15 protein-coding genes are annotated in these 16,251 nt (G+C 47.7%); 14 read left to right on the plus strand and 1 reads right to left on the minus strand.

Annotated elements, in window-relative coordinates; translation table 11 throughout:
* Positions 1-115: 115 nt before the first annotated feature.
* Positions 116-640, plus strand: a complete 525-nt coding sequence (locus ACT6R0_RS06325) for a hypothetical protein (protein ID WP_444652240.1) — start codon at positions 116-118, stop codon at positions 638-640.
* 18 nt (positions 641-658) lie between these two features.
* A complete protein-coding gene (locus ACT6R0_RS06330; protein ID WP_444652321.1) occupies positions 659-1,360 on the plus strand; it encodes a pyridoxal-dependent decarboxylase in 702 nt (233 codons plus the stop codon).
* Position 1,361: 1 nt separating this feature from the next.
* Here the strand turns inward: ACT6R0_RS06330 and ACT6R0_RS06335 are convergent, their stop codons facing one another.
* Positions 1,362-2,627 (minus strand): NAD(P)/FAD-dependent oxidoreductase, encoded by a 1,266-nt coding sequence (locus ACT6R0_RS06335; RefSeq protein WP_444652241.1) that lies wholly within the window; start codon positions 2,625-2,627, stop codon positions 1,362-1,364.
* Positions 2,628-2,868: 241 nt separating this feature from the next.
* On the opposite strand from ACT6R0_RS06335, the gene ACT6R0_RS06340 reads away from it, so the two are divergent.
* From ACT6R0_RS06340 to ACT6R0_RS06395, 12 genes are all read left to right on the plus strand, one after another.
* Positions 2,869-3,840, plus strand: a complete 972-nt coding sequence (locus ACT6R0_RS06340; RefSeq protein ID WP_444652242.1) for a YihY/virulence factor BrkB family protein — start codon at positions 2,869-2,871, stop codon at positions 3,838-3,840.
* Positions 3,841-4,097: 257 nt separating this feature from the next.
* Entirely contained in the window at positions 4,098-4,379 is a 282-nt protein-coding gene (locus ACT6R0_RS06345) for a DUF7674 family protein (protein ID WP_444652243.1), read from the plus strand.
* A gap of 101 nt (positions 4,380-4,480) precedes the next feature.
* Entirely contained in the window at positions 4,481-4,558 is a 78-nt protein-coding gene (kdpF, locus tag ACT6R0_RS06350; protein ID WP_444652322.1) for a K(+)-transporting ATPase subunit F, read from the plus strand.
* A gap of 23 nt (positions 4,559-4,581) precedes the next feature.
* On the plus strand, positions 4,582-6,270 hold the full coding sequence (gene kdpA / locus ACT6R0_RS06355) for a potassium-transporting ATPase subunit KdpA (RefSeq protein WP_444652244.1): 1,689 nt from the start codon (positions 4,582-4,584) through the stop codon (positions 6,268-6,270).
* 7 nt (positions 6,271-6,277) lie between these two features.
* The gene (kdpB, locus tag ACT6R0_RS06360; protein ID WP_444652245.1) at positions 6,278-8,311 is read left to right on the plus strand and encodes a potassium-transporting ATPase subunit KdpB; all 2,034 of its coding nucleotides are present in this window, start codon (positions 6,278-6,280) and stop codon (positions 8,309-8,311) included.
* A gap of 10 nt (positions 8,312-8,321) precedes the next feature.
* Entirely contained in the window at positions 8,322-8,885 is a 564-nt protein-coding gene (locus ACT6R0_RS06365; RefSeq protein WP_444652246.1) for a K(+)-transporting ATPase subunit C, read from the plus strand.
* Positions 8,882-9,988 (plus strand): porin, encoded by a 1,107-nt coding sequence (locus ACT6R0_RS06370; protein WP_444652247.1) that lies wholly within the window; start codon positions 8,882-8,884, stop codon positions 9,986-9,988. Before ACT6R0_RS06365 ends, ACT6R0_RS06370 begins: the two co-directional genes overlap by 4 nt.
* Complete coding sequence (locus ACT6R0_RS06375) at positions 9,988-11,115, plus strand: sensor protein KdpD (RefSeq protein ID WP_444652248.1); 1,128 nt, start codon at positions 9,988-9,990, stop codon at positions 11,113-11,115. Before ACT6R0_RS06370 ends, ACT6R0_RS06375 begins: the two co-directional genes overlap by 1 nt.
* Positions 11,087-12,838 (plus strand): ATP-binding protein, encoded by a 1,752-nt coding sequence (locus ACT6R0_RS06380; RefSeq protein WP_444652249.1) that lies wholly within the window; start codon positions 11,087-11,089, stop codon positions 12,836-12,838. The genes ACT6R0_RS06375 and ACT6R0_RS06380 overlap by 29 nt, the downstream gene beginning before the upstream one ends.
* 121 nt (positions 12,839-12,959) lie before the next feature.
* On the plus strand, positions 12,960-13,928 hold the full coding sequence (locus tag ACT6R0_RS06385; RefSeq protein WP_444652250.1) for a PEP/pyruvate-binding domain-containing protein: 969 nt from the start codon (positions 12,960-12,962) through the stop codon (positions 13,926-13,928).
* A 53-nt stretch (positions 13,929-13,981) separates the two neighbouring features.
* The gene (locus ACT6R0_RS06390) at positions 13,982-15,172 is read left to right on the plus strand and encodes a PAS domain-containing sensor histidine kinase (protein ID WP_444652251.1); all 1,191 of its coding nucleotides are present in this window, start codon (positions 13,982-13,984) and stop codon (positions 15,170-15,172) included.
* Entirely contained in the window at positions 15,165-16,214 is a 1,050-nt protein-coding gene (locus ACT6R0_RS06395; protein ID WP_444652252.1) for a response regulator, read from the plus strand. Before ACT6R0_RS06390 ends, ACT6R0_RS06395 begins: the two co-directional genes overlap by 8 nt.
* Positions 16,215-16,251 lie beyond the last annotated feature (37 nt).

Consider the following 16,251-nt stretch of genomic DNA (forward strand, 5'->3'; position numbering starts at 1 on the left):
TCTATGCAGATCTTCACACATCTGATCCCGGAATTGGTTAATGAATTTTAGATCCGTGACCATCATCATATTTCCAACACATCGCGTACTGTAATTTTGTCGGAAAACAACGCCAATGCGATACTGGAAAAAACTGACGACAGCCCAACAGCAGCAGCACATACAGCAAGCACTGAGTGACAATGTGAATTTTTCTACAGATACCTCACTGGGCTATCCGGCATCAAAGCTCGACCAAAAGGTGTTCCCTACTGATGTGCCTTTCCTTAAAGACGCGCCGTTACTACAAGTGTTTGTTGCCAACCCCAATAACATCGGCTGCCACACAATTGGAACTTCCGAAAAGGCTTTTAAAGGGACACAGGAGATCGAGACTGAAGTACTCAACATAATCGCTGTCGATATTTTTAAGGCCGGACCCGACAGCATTGATGGTTACATTGCGCCAGGTGGCACCGAAGCCAATATACAGGCGCTATGGATGTACCGCAATTATTTCATCAATGAATTTGACGCACGGCCGCATGAGATCGCTATCGTAGCTTCCGAAGATACCCACTACTCCATTGCAAAGGGCGCTAACCTGCTGATGCTGGAATGGCTGAGGATCCCCGTCGATCCAAACCAACGCCATATTTAGATAGGAACACTCGAAACAATAATAGCCGATGCGCAGGCCCGCGGTAAAAAATACTTTATTAAGGTAGCCAATCTGGGTACGACCATGTTCGGGTCGGTAGATGATCCCAAAACGTACACTGACCTGTATGAGCGGCTTGGCATTAGATACAAACTCCATATCGATGGTGCTTACGGTGGTTTTGTTTATCCTTTCAGCAATACGGCGAGTACCATCAGCTTTGAAGATCTGAACGTGAGTTCCATTACCATCGATGCCCATAAAATGTTGCAGGCACCCTACGGTACCGGCATTTTCATTTGCCGAAAAGGCCTGATTGAAAATACGCTTACTAAAGAAGCCGAATATGTAGAAGGCATGGACCTTACCCTTTGCGGAAGCAGGTCGGGTACCAATGCCGTAGCGGTATGGATGATACTCTGCACCTATGGGCCTAACGGATGGTTTGAAAAAATAAGCATACTACAGATGCGTACGTCCTGGCTTTGCAAAATGCTGGATAAAATAGGTATCCCATATTTCAGGGAGCCGTTCATGAACATCGTTACCATTAATGCAGAATTTGTGACCGAAGCGACGGCAGCCCGCTTTGACCTCGTGCCGCAAAAACATGACTCATCTAACCAATGGTACAAAGTGGTTGTTATGGACCATGTGGAGAATGAGCATCTTGCCTTACTGGCAAATGCCCTGAACGATAACGTACCTTCATTTCAGTAAGCTATGTCTTCGAGCGCTTATCCGGCCTGATGATCATCCGCAATGACTGGTCACGGGAAAAATAGGCGATCATCCAGTTGTAGGCGGTTACGATCCTGTTGCGGTAGCCTATAAGCGACATCAGGTGGATGAAAAGCCACATGAGCCACGCAATGAAGCCTTTGAAGTGCATTTTTGGTTTAGGAAGGTCGACCACCGCTTTGTTCTTCCCGATAATGGCCATAGAGCCTTTATCGTTATATTTAAAAGGTTTTAATGGATCGCCCTTAAGCTCACTCTTAAAGTTTTTTGCAAGCCGCTCCCCCTGTTGTATCGCTACCTGTGCCACCTGCGGATGTCCTTTCGGCCAGTCCGGGTCATTGGTTTGTAGGCAGGTATCGCCAAGGGCGTATATATTTGTAGTATTTAAAATTTTATTGTGCTCATCTACCAGCAATCTCCTGCCGGGGCCATAGCTTTCGGTAGGGATGCCCTCAAAAACTTTGGCTGAGACACCGGCAGCCCAAATAAGGTTTTTAGACTGTATGGTCTCGCCTGTGTTAAGGTGAACGGTATCGTCGGTAAAGTCTGTTACACGGGTATTGAGCTTTACCACTACGCCCATTTTTGTAAGCGCCTCCAAGGTATCCTGCTGCGAATCTTTACTCATTGGCGACAGCAGGGCATCGCCTCCGTCGACAAGGTAAATGTTGCTGGCACTGGTAGAAAGTTCTGGATATTCCTTTCGCAATATGCCGTTCTTCATTTCGGCGAACATACCTGATACCTCCACCCCTGTTGGCCCTCCGCCAGCAACGACGATATTAAGGTATTTGCGGCGCTCGCGGCTGTTCTTGCAAATGGTAGCCCTCTCCATGCGCTGCAGCAGCTTATTACGCATCTCAATGGCATCGTTAAGGGTTTTCATTGGTATGGCGTTCTTGCGGACATTCTCCATTCCGAAATAATTGGTTTCGGCACCTGTAGCGAAAACAAGGCGGTCGTACTCAAGTTCGCCATTATGCAATAGTACCTTATTCGCGGCCATGTCTACCGAGAGCACCTCGCCCATCCTGAAGCGGATGTTGCCTGCATTGCGGAAAAGCTTTCGAAAAGGATAGCTGATGCTGGATGGCTCAAGAAAAGCCGTAGCCACCTGGTAGATGAGCGGCGGGAAAAAATTGTAATTATTCTTATCAACGAGCGTAACGTCAAAATTTTTATTCCCCGCCAGGCCCTGCGCGAAGTTGACCCCCGCAAACCCTCCTCCTACGATAACTATTCTCATGGCATTGCTTTTATGCAGCGTGGCTGCTTTACTCCTATAAAGTTACGCATAATACCAACAATGGCAAATGCTCCCACGCCATAAGAGATAAATTTATGAAATAATTGTGTTTTTAAAACTGTAGGTTATTTCTTTAAGATTAAAATATAGCAAAACACGCAGATACATTTATAGTTATGTTAATATTGTAGTAATTGCCTGATGCTATAATTATTTTTATCGTAGCAACAATCCTATAGCTATGAGAAAGATCTTAAGCAAAGACACTTATAAAAATATCAAATGTATCCTGATCGATACCTTTAAAGGGTTCATGAACGACAAAGGACTGAAATTAAGCGCTTCCCTCTCCTACTACACCGTATTTTCAATGGCACCGCTGCTATTGCTCATCATTTCGCTTGCGGGTGCATTTTTTGGACGTGAAGCCAGCGAGGGCAGGATATTCGATGAAATAAACGGCCTGATCGGCTCACAGGCGGCATTGCAGGTACAGCAGATCATACAAAACCTGGAGCTGTCGGGAAAAACCACCATGTCTGTCATTATCGGCGCAATAACACTGGTGATTGGTGCTACTACCGTTTTCGGGGAGATACAGGATTCCATCAACATGATATGGAAAGTAAAGGCAAAGCCAAAACGCGGCTGGGTAAAACTCATAAAAGACAGGCTGCTTTCGGGTTCCATAATCGTAGGCCTTGGCTTTTTGCTTATCGTATCCCTGATCGTTAACGGGGCATTGCTGGCGGTTAGCGACCTGCTGAAGGCACGCTTCCCCGACCTTACCATCGTGCTGATAAATGCGGCTAACCTGGTGATCAGCTTCATTGTGATTACAATACTGTTCGGTGTGATCTTTAAAGTGCTCCCCGATGCCAAAATTGGATGGAGGCATGTTCGCGCGGGAGCTTTCTTCACAGCCTGCCTGTTCCTTTTGGGGCGTTATGTCATAGGACTATATATTGAGACCACAGCCGCAGGATCGCCCTACGGCGCTGCGGGATCACTGATAATAATTTTGCTGTGGGTGTACTACACGGCTGCGATATTATATTTCGGGGCCGAATTTACCCGTGCCTATACCAGCTTTAAAGGTGCCAAGATAGAACCTGCAGAGTTTGCAGTGTATGTAGAGCAGCAGGAAAAGGAAAGGGACGTGAAATTCATCCCGCCAATGGAGTCATCACTGGACACCGAAAAAAAAAAGTAATGCCGGTTGGGTTGGGATCAATGTATAAGCATTGCCTGATAACCCGAACCCATTCCTGATCCTTCGGGATCACAGACCCAATTTTCAGTATCCTACATATTAAAATGAAAGCCCCGACCCTATCAAAACGATAGGGTTTTTCTTTGGCATAAAATAAAAAAACCACCTTACCATCTACAAATAAGCCAGTTGCATTATTTTTCTTTTTGCGGTATGTGTTTTGGCATAATAAGGCAAAACGTAAAACATTTTCAAAAATGAAAAACCATGCTACGACTGCCTGCGCTAAAGCAGCCCGTTTTGCCGAGATCACCAAAGAGCTTATCCGTAAAGGGAATATCCCAAGGGTAAGAAAATGCCTTACCACCGCCGAACAGCTCCTTGCTACAGGCAGCGCTGAAACAAAGAATGCCATTTCCAACATCTATGTATTCTCGGTCTCCACTTTTATGGAGCTGCACAACTGCAGCATTGCCAACCTGTTCCCACAAACCTTACGAAGGGAGTACATAACACAGGTAAACACATCAGGAGTATAACTTAAAACTATAATTATGTTAACAGCGCTGCTTATCGCGACCGGGATCGTGCTTTTTGCCATCTGCCGGGGATCAATTGACATTTTCGAAAAATTCTAATCATGATCGCATTACTCATTCTATCCGTATTGGTCTTCGCCTACATCTGCTACGTGCTTATAAGGCCGGAGAAATTTTAAACCAGTAATCCAAATCCTTAACAATGAATACTGAAATAATCGGGATCATAGCCATGTTCATCCTTACGATGGCACTGGCTATCCCACTGGGCAAATACATTGCCCGCGTATACTCGGGGCATAAGACCTTCCTGGATCCGGTCTTTGGTCCTGTAGAGAAACTGATTTACAGGCTCTGCACGATCGACCCTAATGAAGAAATGGGTTGGAAAAAGCATCTTAAGATACTTTTAGCCATCAACTTTATATGGTTCCTCGTCGCAATGGGTGTATTGATGTGCCAGGGATGGCTCCCACTGAACCCCGACAACAACCCGAACATGAGCCCCGACCTAGCGTTCAACACCGCCATATCGTTCGTAGTAAATTGTAACCTGCAGCATTATTCGGGTGAGACAGGCCTTAGCTATCTGGGGCAGCTATTCCTTATGTTCCTGCAGTTTGTCTCTGCTGCCATTGGGCTTGCCGCCGCCGCCGTACTTTTCAATGCCCTGAAAGAGCGTACTGCAGAAAAGCTGGGCAATTTTTATGAGTATTTCGTAAGGTCGATCACACGCATATTGTTGCCATTATCACTGATAACTGCAATATTGCTGATGCTGGCCGGAACACCAATGACCTTTGACGGAAAACAGGAAATGATGACCCTTGAGGGCGAGACCGTGCAGGTGGCAACAGGTCCGGTGGCGGCATTCACAGCAATAAAGCACATTGGTACCAATGGCGGCGGCTTCTTTGGGGCCAACTCATCCCATCCGTTCGAGAACCCCAACTACTTTACCAATATGGTTGAAATGATCGCGCAGATGCTCGTGCCATTCGCCATGATATTTGCACTGGGCTACTACCTCAACAGGAAAAGGCTTTCGTACATGATATTTGGGGTAATGACAGTAGGCTTCCTTGCGTTGACCGTGCCCACGGTGATGACCGAAATGAACGGCAACCCTGCCCTAGCCCAAATGGGCATCGACACCACGTCTGGCGCCATGGAAGGCAAGGAAACACGCTTTGGCGCCGCGGCTTCGGGCTACTGGAGCATTGCCACCACGGTTATCTCTACAGGATCGGTCAACTCGATGCACGACAGCTCGATGCCGTTATCAGGCATGAACCAGATGCTCGCCATGATGGTGAACTGCTTTTACGGCGGATGTGGCGTGGGGCTGCTCAACTTTTACATCTTCATCATACTTGCCGTATTTATAAGCGGACTGATGGTAGGCCGAACACCTGAATTCTTAGGCAAAAAGATAGAGGCACGGGAAATGAAGATCGCTATGATCATCGCATTGCTGCATCCTTTCCTTATACTGTCGGGTGTAGCATTATGTGTAGCGTTTCCTGAGCATGGCGCCAGTACGCTGAACAACCCCGGCTTCCACGGTTTCAGTGAGATACTGTACGAGTTTACCTCATCAGCGGCCAATAACGGTTCCGGTTTTGAAGGCCTTGGCGATAACAATCCGTGGTGGAACGTAACCACAGGTATCGTGCTGCTGCTTTCCAGGTTCCTACCCATCATTGGCCCTATTGCCATAGCCGGAATGCTTGCCGCGAAAAAGCACGTACCCGAAAGCGCCGGCACGCTTAAAGCCGACACCTCGACTTTCGGTGTTCTTACCCTTGCCGTGATAGCCATCATTGCAGCGCTGTCGTTCTTCCCTGCGCTGGCACTTGGTCCGGTAGCCGAATATTTTTCACTTCAATAAATTGACAATGAAAACCCAAAATAAATTATTCCAAAAAGAGCTGGTGACCGAAGCGCTGAAGCAGTCGTTCGTAAAACTGAACCCGGTAACGCTTTTCCGAAATCCTATCATGTTCACTGTTGAGATCGGCACCATAGTGATGTTTTGCGTATGTGCCTGGATACTTACCGGCGAAACCTCCCAGGGGTCTTTTACTTATAATCTCGTAATATTCCTGGTGCTTTTTTTCACGCTTCTGTTCGCCAACTTTGCCGAGGCCATAGCCGAGGCGCGAGGCAAGGCACAAGCCAACAGCCTGCGCAAGACACGTGAGGAAACACCCGCCAAAAAGATCGAGCCTGTAGGCGAAATGTATGTGGATGAGGTGCAGATAGTACCCTCTTCCAAGTTAAGAAAAGGCGATGTATTCATTTGTGAACCTGGCGATATTATCCCCACTGACGGCGAGATAATCGAAGGCCTTGCAACCATTGATGAGTCTGCGATAACGGGCGAATCGGCGCCGGTTATACGGGAGGCAGGAGGCGATAAAAGTTCGGTGACCGGTGGTACCAAAGTGCTTTCGGACCACATTAAGGTAAAGGTCACCACCGAGCCGGGCGAAAGTTTTCTCGACAAAATGATCGCACTGGTGGAAGGTGCTTCCCGCCAAAAAACACCTAATGAGATCGCCCTTACCATTCTGCTTGCAGGTTTTACGCTCGTTTTCATCATAGTATGCGTTACGTTAAAGCCGTTCGCCGATTTTGCCAATGCCCCTATCACGATCGCCGCCTTTATTTCGCTGTTCGTATGCCTTATACCTACTACCATAGGCGGGTTGCTTTCGGCAATAGGCATAGCAGGCATGGATAGGGCGCTGCGTGCCAACGTGATCACCAAATCGGGTAAAGCGGTAGAGACAGCAGGAGATATTGATGTCCTCCTTCTCGACAAGACAGGAACCATAACCATAGGCAACCGCAAGGCGACACACTTTTATAATTCAGAAGGCGTTTCGGAAAAGCATTTCATCGAAGCGGCTGTGTTTAGTTCGCTTGCCGATGAAACACCCGAAGGCAAGTCGATAATAGAACTGGCCGGGCTGGACCAGAACATTCAATTAAAGGATGCAGCCTACATTAAATTCACTGCAGAGACCCGCAGCTCTGGTGTCGACCTTCCCGGAAGGAGGATACGCAAAGGCGCTTATGATGCCATAAAAAACCTTGTTGAGAGAAACGACAACGAGTTCCCACAGGTAGTTGCTGAAAAAGTGAAGAAGATCTCATCGAATGGTGGTACGCCGCTGGTCGTGGCCGAAAATGAAAAGGTGATCGGAGTGATCGAATTGCAGGACATCATCAAGACCGGGATAGCCGAGCGTTTTGAGCGCCTGCGCAAAATGGGCGTGAAAACCGTAATGGTAACGGGCGACAACCCACTGACGGCAAAATTCATAGCCGAAAAAGCCGGTGTGGATGACTTTATAGCTGAGGCAAGGCCCGAAGACAAAATGAACTATATAAAGGCCGAGCAACAGCAGGGCAAGCTGGTAGCCATGATGGGTGACGGCACTAACGACGCCCCCGCACTGGCCCAGGCCGACGTTGGCGTAGCCATGAACAGCGGTACGCAGGCCGCCAAGGAAGCGGGAAACATGGTCGACCTTGACAACGACCCTACCAAGCTCATCGAGATCGTGGAGATAGGCAAGCAATTGCTGATGACTCGTGGTACGCTGACCACTTTTAGCATTGCGAATGATGTAGCCAAGTACTTTGCCATTATTCCGGCCCTCTTTATTACTGCCATCCCCGCACTGCAGGGACTGAACATAATGAACCTTCACAGTCCCGAAACCGCGATATTATCAGCAGTCATATTTAATGCGATCATTATCCCATTCCTCATACCGCTTGCGCTGAAAGGCGTGGCATACAAGCCCATAGGTGCTTCAGCACTCTTGCGAAGGAATTTGCTCATCTATGGATTGGGTGGCATTATTGTACCGTTCATTGGTATCAAGCTTATCGATATGGCAGTAGCACTTTTATTTTAATTCAACGATCATGAAAAAGACATTCTTACAAACGTTAATCCTTACCCTGATCTGCATAGTGAGCCTTGCAGGTATCTACGCCCTGTTGGTATTTGGCGTGGCACAGGTAATGCCTAACCGTGGTAAAGGGAAAGTGGTTTCCCATAACGGTAAAACCTATTACGAGAACATTGGCCAGTCGTTTACTTCTGACAAATATTTCAATTCCCGCCCATCGGCAGTTGGCTATAACGCCGCAGGTTCAGGCGGGAGCAACAAAGGGCCTTCCAACCCCGAATACCTTGCAGAAGTGCAAAAGCGAATCGATACAATTTTGATGAAAAATCCTGAAATCAGCAAGAAAGACATTCCTGTCGAAATGGTAACTGCCTCCGCCAGCGGGCTTGACCCGGACATCTCAGTCCTATCCGCAAAAATGCAAATAAAAAGAATCGCGAAGGAGCGCAACATAAAGGCATCGGAATTGGAAACCTTAATTGAAAACCACACTGACAGACCACTCCTGGGGCTTTTCGGGCCTGAAAAAATAAATATCTTAAAACTCAACTTAGCGTTGGATAACCTCAAGCAATGAAAAATAATATAACAGCTCTCCTAATGGCCGTGGGCGCAATAACGGGCACATTGGCACAGACGAACGACTCTATAGTGGTACTGCCACAAAGCGAGGTCCCCTCACTTACGTTCTCAGGGTACATAGAGACCTATTACACCTATGACTTTGGTCAGCCTGAAAGCAATACCCGTCCCGGTTTTATTTATTCTCATAACCGCCATAACGAAGTGGCGTTAAACCTTGGCTTTATCAAGGCATCTTATGACAATGGAAATGTGCGTGGGAACCTGGCACTTATGGGGGGCTCTTATGCCAATGCCAACCTCGCGGCAGAAGATGGCGTAATGAAGAACATTTACGAGGCTAACGCCGGGGTAAAGCTTTCCAAAACGGCTAACCTGTGGGTAGATGCGGGAGTTTTCGCCTCGCACATAGGGTTCGAGAGCGCTATAGGGAAGGATTGCCAAACACTTACCCGCAGCATACTTGCCGATAATTCTCCCTACTATGAAAGCGGTGCCAAACTGTCGTATACTTCCCCTTCCGGAAAATGGTTCGTGAGCGGTCTGGTGCTCAATGGCTGGCAGCGCATACAAAGGGTTGAGGGCAACAGGACACTGGCTTTTGGCCACCAGCTTACCTACAAGCCCAGTGCCAGGGTAACGCTCAACAGCAGTTCCTTTGCAGGCAATGACAAGCCTGTGGCCGAAAAGCGCATGCGTTACTTCCACAATTTTTACGGGCAGTTCCAGGTAAGCGGCAAATTTAGCCTTACCACGGGATTTGACATAGGCGCAGAACAGAAAAGCAGGCACAGCGAAAGCTACAGTTCATGGTATTCGCCTGTGCTGATAGCTAAATATGCCCTGACCGATAAGGCATCGCTGACCGCACGTGGGGAATATTATGCAGATAAAGATGGTGTGATCATTGCTACCGGTACCCGGAATGGTTTCAAAACCTTCGGCTATTCGGTTAATTTTGACTATAGCCTGTACACCAATGTGATCTGGCGCATTGAAGCGAGGACACTGACCAGCAAAGATGAGATATTCATGATGAACGGTAGCCCATCAAACAACAATACTTTTATTTCAACTGCTTTGGCACTATCATTTTAATGGATACTGAAAAAGAAAATAATGTAAAGCACTTTCTCGACCTGATACAAAAGTCGCGCAAAGGCAAGTTTAAGGTCTACATCGGCATGAGTGCCGGTGTAGGCAAAACGTTTCGCATGCTGCAGGAAGCGCACACATTATTGCGCAATGGCATTGATGTGAAGATAGGCTTCATAGAAACACATAACCGCAAGGAAACGCATGACCTGTTGGACGGATTGCCCGTAATACCCAAACGCTCCATCTTCTACAAAGGTAAACACCTCGAGGAAATGGATGTACAGGCCATCATCAACTTACGTCCCGAAGTGGTTATAGTAGATGAACTGGCGCACACCAACATAGAGGGAAGCAAGAATGGCAAAAGATGGCAGGACGTGATGGATATTATCGATGCGGGCATCAATGTGATAAGCGCGGTAAACATTCAGCATATTGAAAGCCTGAATGATGACGTGCGCGAGATAACCGGAATTGAGGTGCAGGAACGCGTACCCGACAGCGTGCTGAAAGCAGCCGATGAGGTGGTGAACATTGACCTTACCGCCGATGAGCTGATCGCCCGCCTGAAGGAAGGGAAAATTTACACGGCCGAAAAGATCGCTTCGGCGCTCAACAATTTCTTCCAGGCTGAGCACATACTCCAGCTACGGGAACTGGCTTTGAAAGAAGTAGCCAGCCAGGTGGAGCGCAAGGTAGAGACCGAGGTGACCGGACTGCGCAATTTTAAGAAGGAACGTTTCATGGCATGCATCAGCAGCAATCATAAAACGGCTAAGACCGTGATACGCAAAACCGCGCGCCTTGCCAACTATTACCACAGCAAGTGGTATGTGCTGTATGTAGAACTACCTAAGGAAAACAGCCATAATATCCAACTGGATAAGCAGCGCCACCTCATTAATAACTTTAAGCTTGCTACAGAACTTGGTGCTGAGATAATCAGGGTGCAGCATAGCCGTGTGGCAACCGCCATAACCGAACAGGCCGAAGCCCGCAGGATAACCACCATTTGCATTGGCAAACCGCACCTTACGCTGCTTAAGGTTATTTTGTCGACCAATATTTTCAAGGCATTGTTAAATAAATTATCTTCGAATGATATTGACCTTATCCTTCTTTCCTGACATGAAGATCAAGACCAAACTCATACTGGCTTTCAGCCTTTTATTCATAATGATCCTTACCCTCGCAGGTATTGCCACGCGGCAGGTGCGGTTGTTGGGAGACGAGTCTAAGAACATACTGGTGGCGAACTACCAATCGATGGATTATTCGCGCAATATGTACAAAGCGCTCGATGCATTTGGCGAAAAGCCCGATGCGGCCGAAAAATTCCAGTCGTACCTGGACCAGCAGATGGCCAACATTACCGAAGTGGGCGAACAGGAACTTACCGCAGACCTTCAGGAAGATTATTCGGCATTACTGAAAGACCCGAAAGACCCTGAACTACTGCGTAATGTACGTGCCGACCTGAACAGCATCATGAAGCTGAACATGGATGCCATAAAGCGCAAAAGCGACATAGCCGAAAATACTGCTGCCAGTGCGATATGGTGGATATCTATCGCAAGCGCTTTCTGCTTTGTGATCGGCTTTACGCTGCTGCTCAACCTCCCGGGCTATATTGCCAATCCCGTGCGCGACCTAACTGAAAGCATCCGGCAGATCGCGGCCAAGAATTATTCGCAGCGGGTTTATTTTAAAGGGCATGACGAATTTTCGGTCCTGGCACGATCGTTCAATACCATGGCAGAAAAATTGCAGGAATACAGCAACAGCAACCTCGAAAAGCTGATGATGGAAAAACGCCGTATCGAAACACTGATCAACAACCTCAGCGACCCTGTTATAGGGCTGGATGAGACGATGAAGATACTGTTCATTAATGAGGAGGCCATAAAAGTTTCGGGTCTGATAAAAGATAAGGTAATTGGCCATCAGGCGGAAGCAGTAGCGCTGTATAACGACCTTTTGCGTACGCTTTTACAGGATGATAAAGGATTGATCGGAAAGGAGCCGATGGAAATTTATTCTGACGGAAAAGAAAGTTATTTTGAAAAGCATAGGATACCAATAAGCATTGTACCGACAGGTGAAGAAGAAACGCGGCCGATAGGTTCGTTCATCATCCTGAAGAACATTACGGCTTATAAAGAGCTGGACAGTGCGAAGACCAATTTCATCGCCACAGTTTCACACGAGTTCAAGACCCCGATAGCCTCGATGAAAATGAGCCTGCAACTGCTGGCCAACAATAAGACCGGTAGCTTGAACGAAGAGCAGCAGGAACTTTTGGAAAGCCTGCATGATGATACAGAACGCCTGTTGAGAACTACAGGGGAACTGCTGAACATTACACAGGTTGAGACCGGAAAGTCCAATTTTAAGACCGAAACCGCAAGTATGCAGCATTTGATCGCCGAAGCCGTTGAGGCTAACCAAAAAGTAGCCGCGTACAAAAACATTAGCATCCGCCAGAACGACATGAGCCAATTGCCGAAAGTAGTTGTAGATAGGGATAAAGGTGCATGGATCATCTCCAATTTATTGTCAAATGCCATCCGCTATTCTTACGACAATGATCAGGTCGAAGTTAAGGCAGGCGTGACACCAACACACATCGAGATAGCTGTGACCGATCATGGTACAGGCATTTCGCCGGAATTTCAGGAAAAGGTATTTGATAAATATTTCCGTGTGCCGGGCACAGAGAAGGAAGGCACAGGATTGGGGCTGAGCATCAGCAAGGAATTCCTCCTGGCAATGGGTGGCTACCTCCATTTAAAAAGCGACATTGGTAGTGGCAGTACTTTTACCGCGGGGTTCATGAAAGCAAATTCGTAAATGTCGCTGGATACTATAGGATGAGTTAATTATCGTAATTGTGACGGATGTCATAGATGTGCACTCAGGTCGACCTTACTTTTGTTCCCTTGCCGGCAGTAATTTTCCGGTAATTGAAAAAATGGAGCAACTGATAATAAACTTTGATGAAACAGGTTCCGGGTACGTAAAGGATGTCGGGTTAAAAAATGCATCCATAGGCGAATTGTACCGGATGGGCAGCGCAGTTGTAAATGTGCCCCCGGGTTTTGCCATAACCTTTGCCGGCTTCAGGAATTTTAAACAGCATAACGGGCTGGATGCCAAACTGGAAAGCCTACTGTCAGCCCTTGATCGCTGTGAGTTTTCAAATGTGGCACAAATATCATTGCAGGCCAGGAAGATCATCATCAATTCAAAATTCCCTAAATTCCTGGAGGATGCGATACTTTCATCTTACGAAACTACTTTTGTGCGCCAGGATGTGGCCGTGCGCAGCAGCGTAGCCGATACCGCATTGCCTGCCAATACCGGCCTGCCGGAATCGTTCCTTAACATTAGCGGCAGCATTGCCCTGCTGTATGCCATAAAATGCTGCTATGCCTGCCTGTTTAATGAAAACGCATTGCGGCAGGCAGGCATAACGGGGTATGACCCTTGCCGCATAGAAATATCGGTGGGGATACAGCAAATGGTACGATCGGACATGGCGTGCTCCGGGATCGCCCTTACCCAAAACGGGACGGTAACCGTGAACGGAAGCTGGGGCCTTGGGCAAAATTTTACCTCCAACCTGATAACACCCGACGAATTTTGCGTTTCCGGCCCTTTTACCGGGAATGCAGTGCCGATAATATCAAAAAGCCACGGCAGCAAAAGCAGGATGCTGGTGTATAACGATCTTGCCGCGGGGACCAATTCTACCGTTCATAAGACCACCCCGGGCGAACTTCGCGAGCAGATGGTGCTTACTGATGGTGAGATCGTTTCCCTTAGCCTGGCTATGAGCGAAATACGCGACAGCCATAAAAAGGATGTACTGGCAGAATGGGCCAAAGACGGCCTGGATGGCAAGATATATTTACTGCAGGTACAGCCTTATGCCTCATAAATTTTTCCACATCTTTTTAAATTGCGATATTTGTTGAGCAACAAAACACTGCCATGAGGAATGAAGCCTTACTGAATGCGATCATTGATAATGCCATAGACGGCATTATTACCATAAACGATGAGGGCATTATTGAATCGATAAACCCAGCTGCCTGCCGCCTGTTTTTATATGAACCCCAAGAGGTCATAGGGCACAACATATCCATACTGATGCCCTCGCCCGACAGGGAGCGACACGATACTTATATGGAAAATTATAAGCGGACCGGCATTGCACACATCATAGGCTACGGCAGGGATGTGCTTGGGCGTAAAAAGAACGGTTCGGTATTCCCCTTCCGACTCGGCGTTAGCGAAGTGCGCTATGAAGAGCAGCGTTTCTTTGCCGGGTTCGTCCACGATCTGAGCCACCAGAAGGAAGCCGAGAACAGGCTAATGCAATACACACAGCACCTTGAAGAGCTGGTGAAGGAACGGACTGTATCGCTAAATGAGACCATCGACGCGCTTACCCATGCCAAGGAAGAGGTGAGCCATTCGCTGGAAAAGGAAAAAGAACTGGGAAAGCTAAAAAGCCGCCTGCTCTCGATGGCATCGCATGAATTCCGCACGCCCCTCAGTTCCATACAACTATCTACCTCATTGATAGAGCGATATGCCGAAAGTATGGACAGCAGCAAGATAGGAAAGCACGTCACCAAAATAAAAAATTCGGTGAACAATCTTACCACTATACTAAACGACTTTTTACATGTGGAAAAAGCCGAAGCCGGTAAGGTCGAAGTATCTTTTTCGGACTTTGACCTCGCTGCCTTTTCTAAAGAGATAGCAGACGAAATGCAGCTGTTGGCCAAAAAAAGCCAGAAGATCATTTATACGCATTATGGGAACGATGTTACTGTAAGGTTAGACAGGAACCTGCTTCGCAACAGCGTTATCAACCTCATATCCAATGCTATAAAATATTCGGGAGAAGCTACCACGATACAATTTATTACCCGTATTGAAAGCGGCAGCTGCAGCATAACCGTTCAGGACGACGGCATAGGCATACCCGAAGAGGAGCACAAGCACCTGTTCGAAGCTTTTTTCCGGGCGCAGAATACCGGAAGCATTCCCGGAACCGGCCTGGGGCTTAACATCGTGCTTCGGTATGTAAAGCTTATGCACGGCACCATCGATCTTGAGAGCGCTGTAGATAACGGCACACGTTTTACCATTACATTCCCGCAAAATGACTAAGATACTTGTAATTGAAGACAATACCGACATTCGTGAGAACATAGTTGAGATACTGGAGCTTTCGGGCTACCAGGTATATGACGCGCCGAATGGCGATGCCGGGGTAAAGATGGCCCTGAGCCATTTGCCCGATATCATTTTGTGTGACATTATGATGCCGGAGCTTGACGGCTATGGCGTGATCGAAGAGTTGAACAAGCACGAAAATACCAGGGCCATCCCCTTTATTTTCCTCACGGCAAAGGCCGAGCGTACCGATATTCGCAAAGGTATGGAACTGGGTGCCGATGATTACCTGTCTAAGCCTTTTGATGATGCCGAGTTGCTGGGCGCCGTGGAAAGCCGCCTGAAGAAAAAGGAATTGCACCAGCTGTTTTATGGGCAGACTGCCGAGAAGCTGGGCGAAGTGGTCGCGAAAAAAGACGGCTTGCAGGAACTGAAGCAGCTGATGCAGGGACGCGACAGCCGGATGTTCAAAAAGAACGAAACGATACATCACGAAGGCGACAGGGTAACGGGAATTTACTTCATCATCAATGGTAAGGTAAAGACCGTAAAGCTTACCGAAGACGGCCGCGAACTGATAACTGGAATATACAAAACCGATGACTACCTGGACATCAATATCATCCTGAGCGAAGACATATACACCGATACCACCATAGCGCTCGAAGCGACCGAACTTGGCTTTTTGCCTGCTGACCAACTGGGCAAGCTCCTAAATAGCTACCCCGACATAGGTGCGAACTTTGTAAAACTGCTGGCGAACAATGTGCGGGAAAAGGAAATACGACTACTACAGATCGCCTACTCATCGGTAAGGAAACGTATTGCCGAAACCATTGTAAACCTGGTACAGCAGCATAGTTCCGATGGGAAGACAATAAAGATAAGCCGCGACGACCTTGCCGCGCTTTCCGGTACCGCGCCCGAAACCGTGAGCCGGACGCTTACCGACCTGAGGGAAGAGGGGCTTATCGACAAGGCAGGCAGTACCGTTTATGTGCTTGATATGGAGAAGCTCAACAAGCTGAAAAATTGATCCTGTAGTGATGGGAGTCATTATTTACAAAAGGTGG

It is taken from the genome of Flavobacterium sp. (assembly GCF_052437795.1).
Lineage (GTDB): Bacteria > Bacteroidota > Bacteroidia > Flavobacteriales > Flavobacteriaceae > Flavobacterium.

Excerpts from the sequence above, each read along its gene's own strand:
- ACT6R0_RS06325 (WP_444652240.1), top strand. The coding sequence starts at position 116 with ATGCGATACTGGAAAAAACTGACGACAGCCCAACAGCAGCAGCACATA.
- ACT6R0_RS06335 (WP_444652241.1), bottom strand. The coding sequence starts at position 2,627 with ATGAGAATAGTTATCGTAGGAGGAGGGTTTGCGGGGGTCAACTTCGCG.
- ACT6R0_RS06340 (WP_444652242.1), top strand. The coding sequence starts at position 2,869 with ATGAGAAAGATCTTAAGCAAAGACACTTATAAAAATATCAAATGTATC.
- ACT6R0_RS06345 (WP_444652243.1), top strand. The coding sequence starts at position 4,098 with ATGAAAAACCATGCTACGACTGCCTGCGCTAAAGCAGCCCGTTTTGCC.
- kdpF (WP_444652322.1), top strand. The coding sequence starts at position 4,481 with ATGATCGCATTACTCATTCTATCCGTATTGGTCTTCGCCTACATCTGC.
- kdpA (WP_444652244.1), top strand. The coding sequence starts at position 4,582 with ATGAATACTGAAATAATCGGGATCATAGCCATGTTCATCCTTACGATG.
- kdpB (WP_444652245.1), top strand. The coding sequence starts at position 6,278 with ATGAAAACCCAAAATAAATTATTCCAAAAAGAGCTGGTGACCGAAGCG.
- ACT6R0_RS06365 (WP_444652246.1), top strand. The coding sequence starts at position 8,322 with ATGAAAAAGACATTCTTACAAACGTTAATCCTTACCCTGATCTGCATA.
- ACT6R0_RS06370 (WP_444652247.1), top strand. The coding sequence starts at position 8,882 with ATGAAAAATAATATAACAGCTCTCCTAATGGCCGTGGGCGCAATAACG.
- ACT6R0_RS06375 (WP_444652248.1), top strand. The coding sequence starts at position 9,988 with ATGGATACTGAAAAAGAAAATAATGTAAAGCACTTTCTCGACCTGATA.
- ACT6R0_RS06380 (WP_444652249.1), top strand. The coding sequence starts at position 11,087 with ATGATATTGACCTTATCCTTCTTTCCTGACATGAAGATCAAGACCAAA.
- ACT6R0_RS06385 (WP_444652250.1), top strand. The coding sequence starts at position 12,960 with ATGGAGCAACTGATAATAAACTTTGATGAAACAGGTTCCGGGTACGTA.
- ACT6R0_RS06390 (WP_444652251.1), top strand. The coding sequence starts at position 13,982 with ATGAGGAATGAAGCCTTACTGAATGCGATCATTGATAATGCCATAGAC.
- ACT6R0_RS06395 (WP_444652252.1), top strand. The coding sequence starts at position 15,165 with ATGACTAAGATACTTGTAATTGAAGACAATACCGACATTCGTGAGAAC.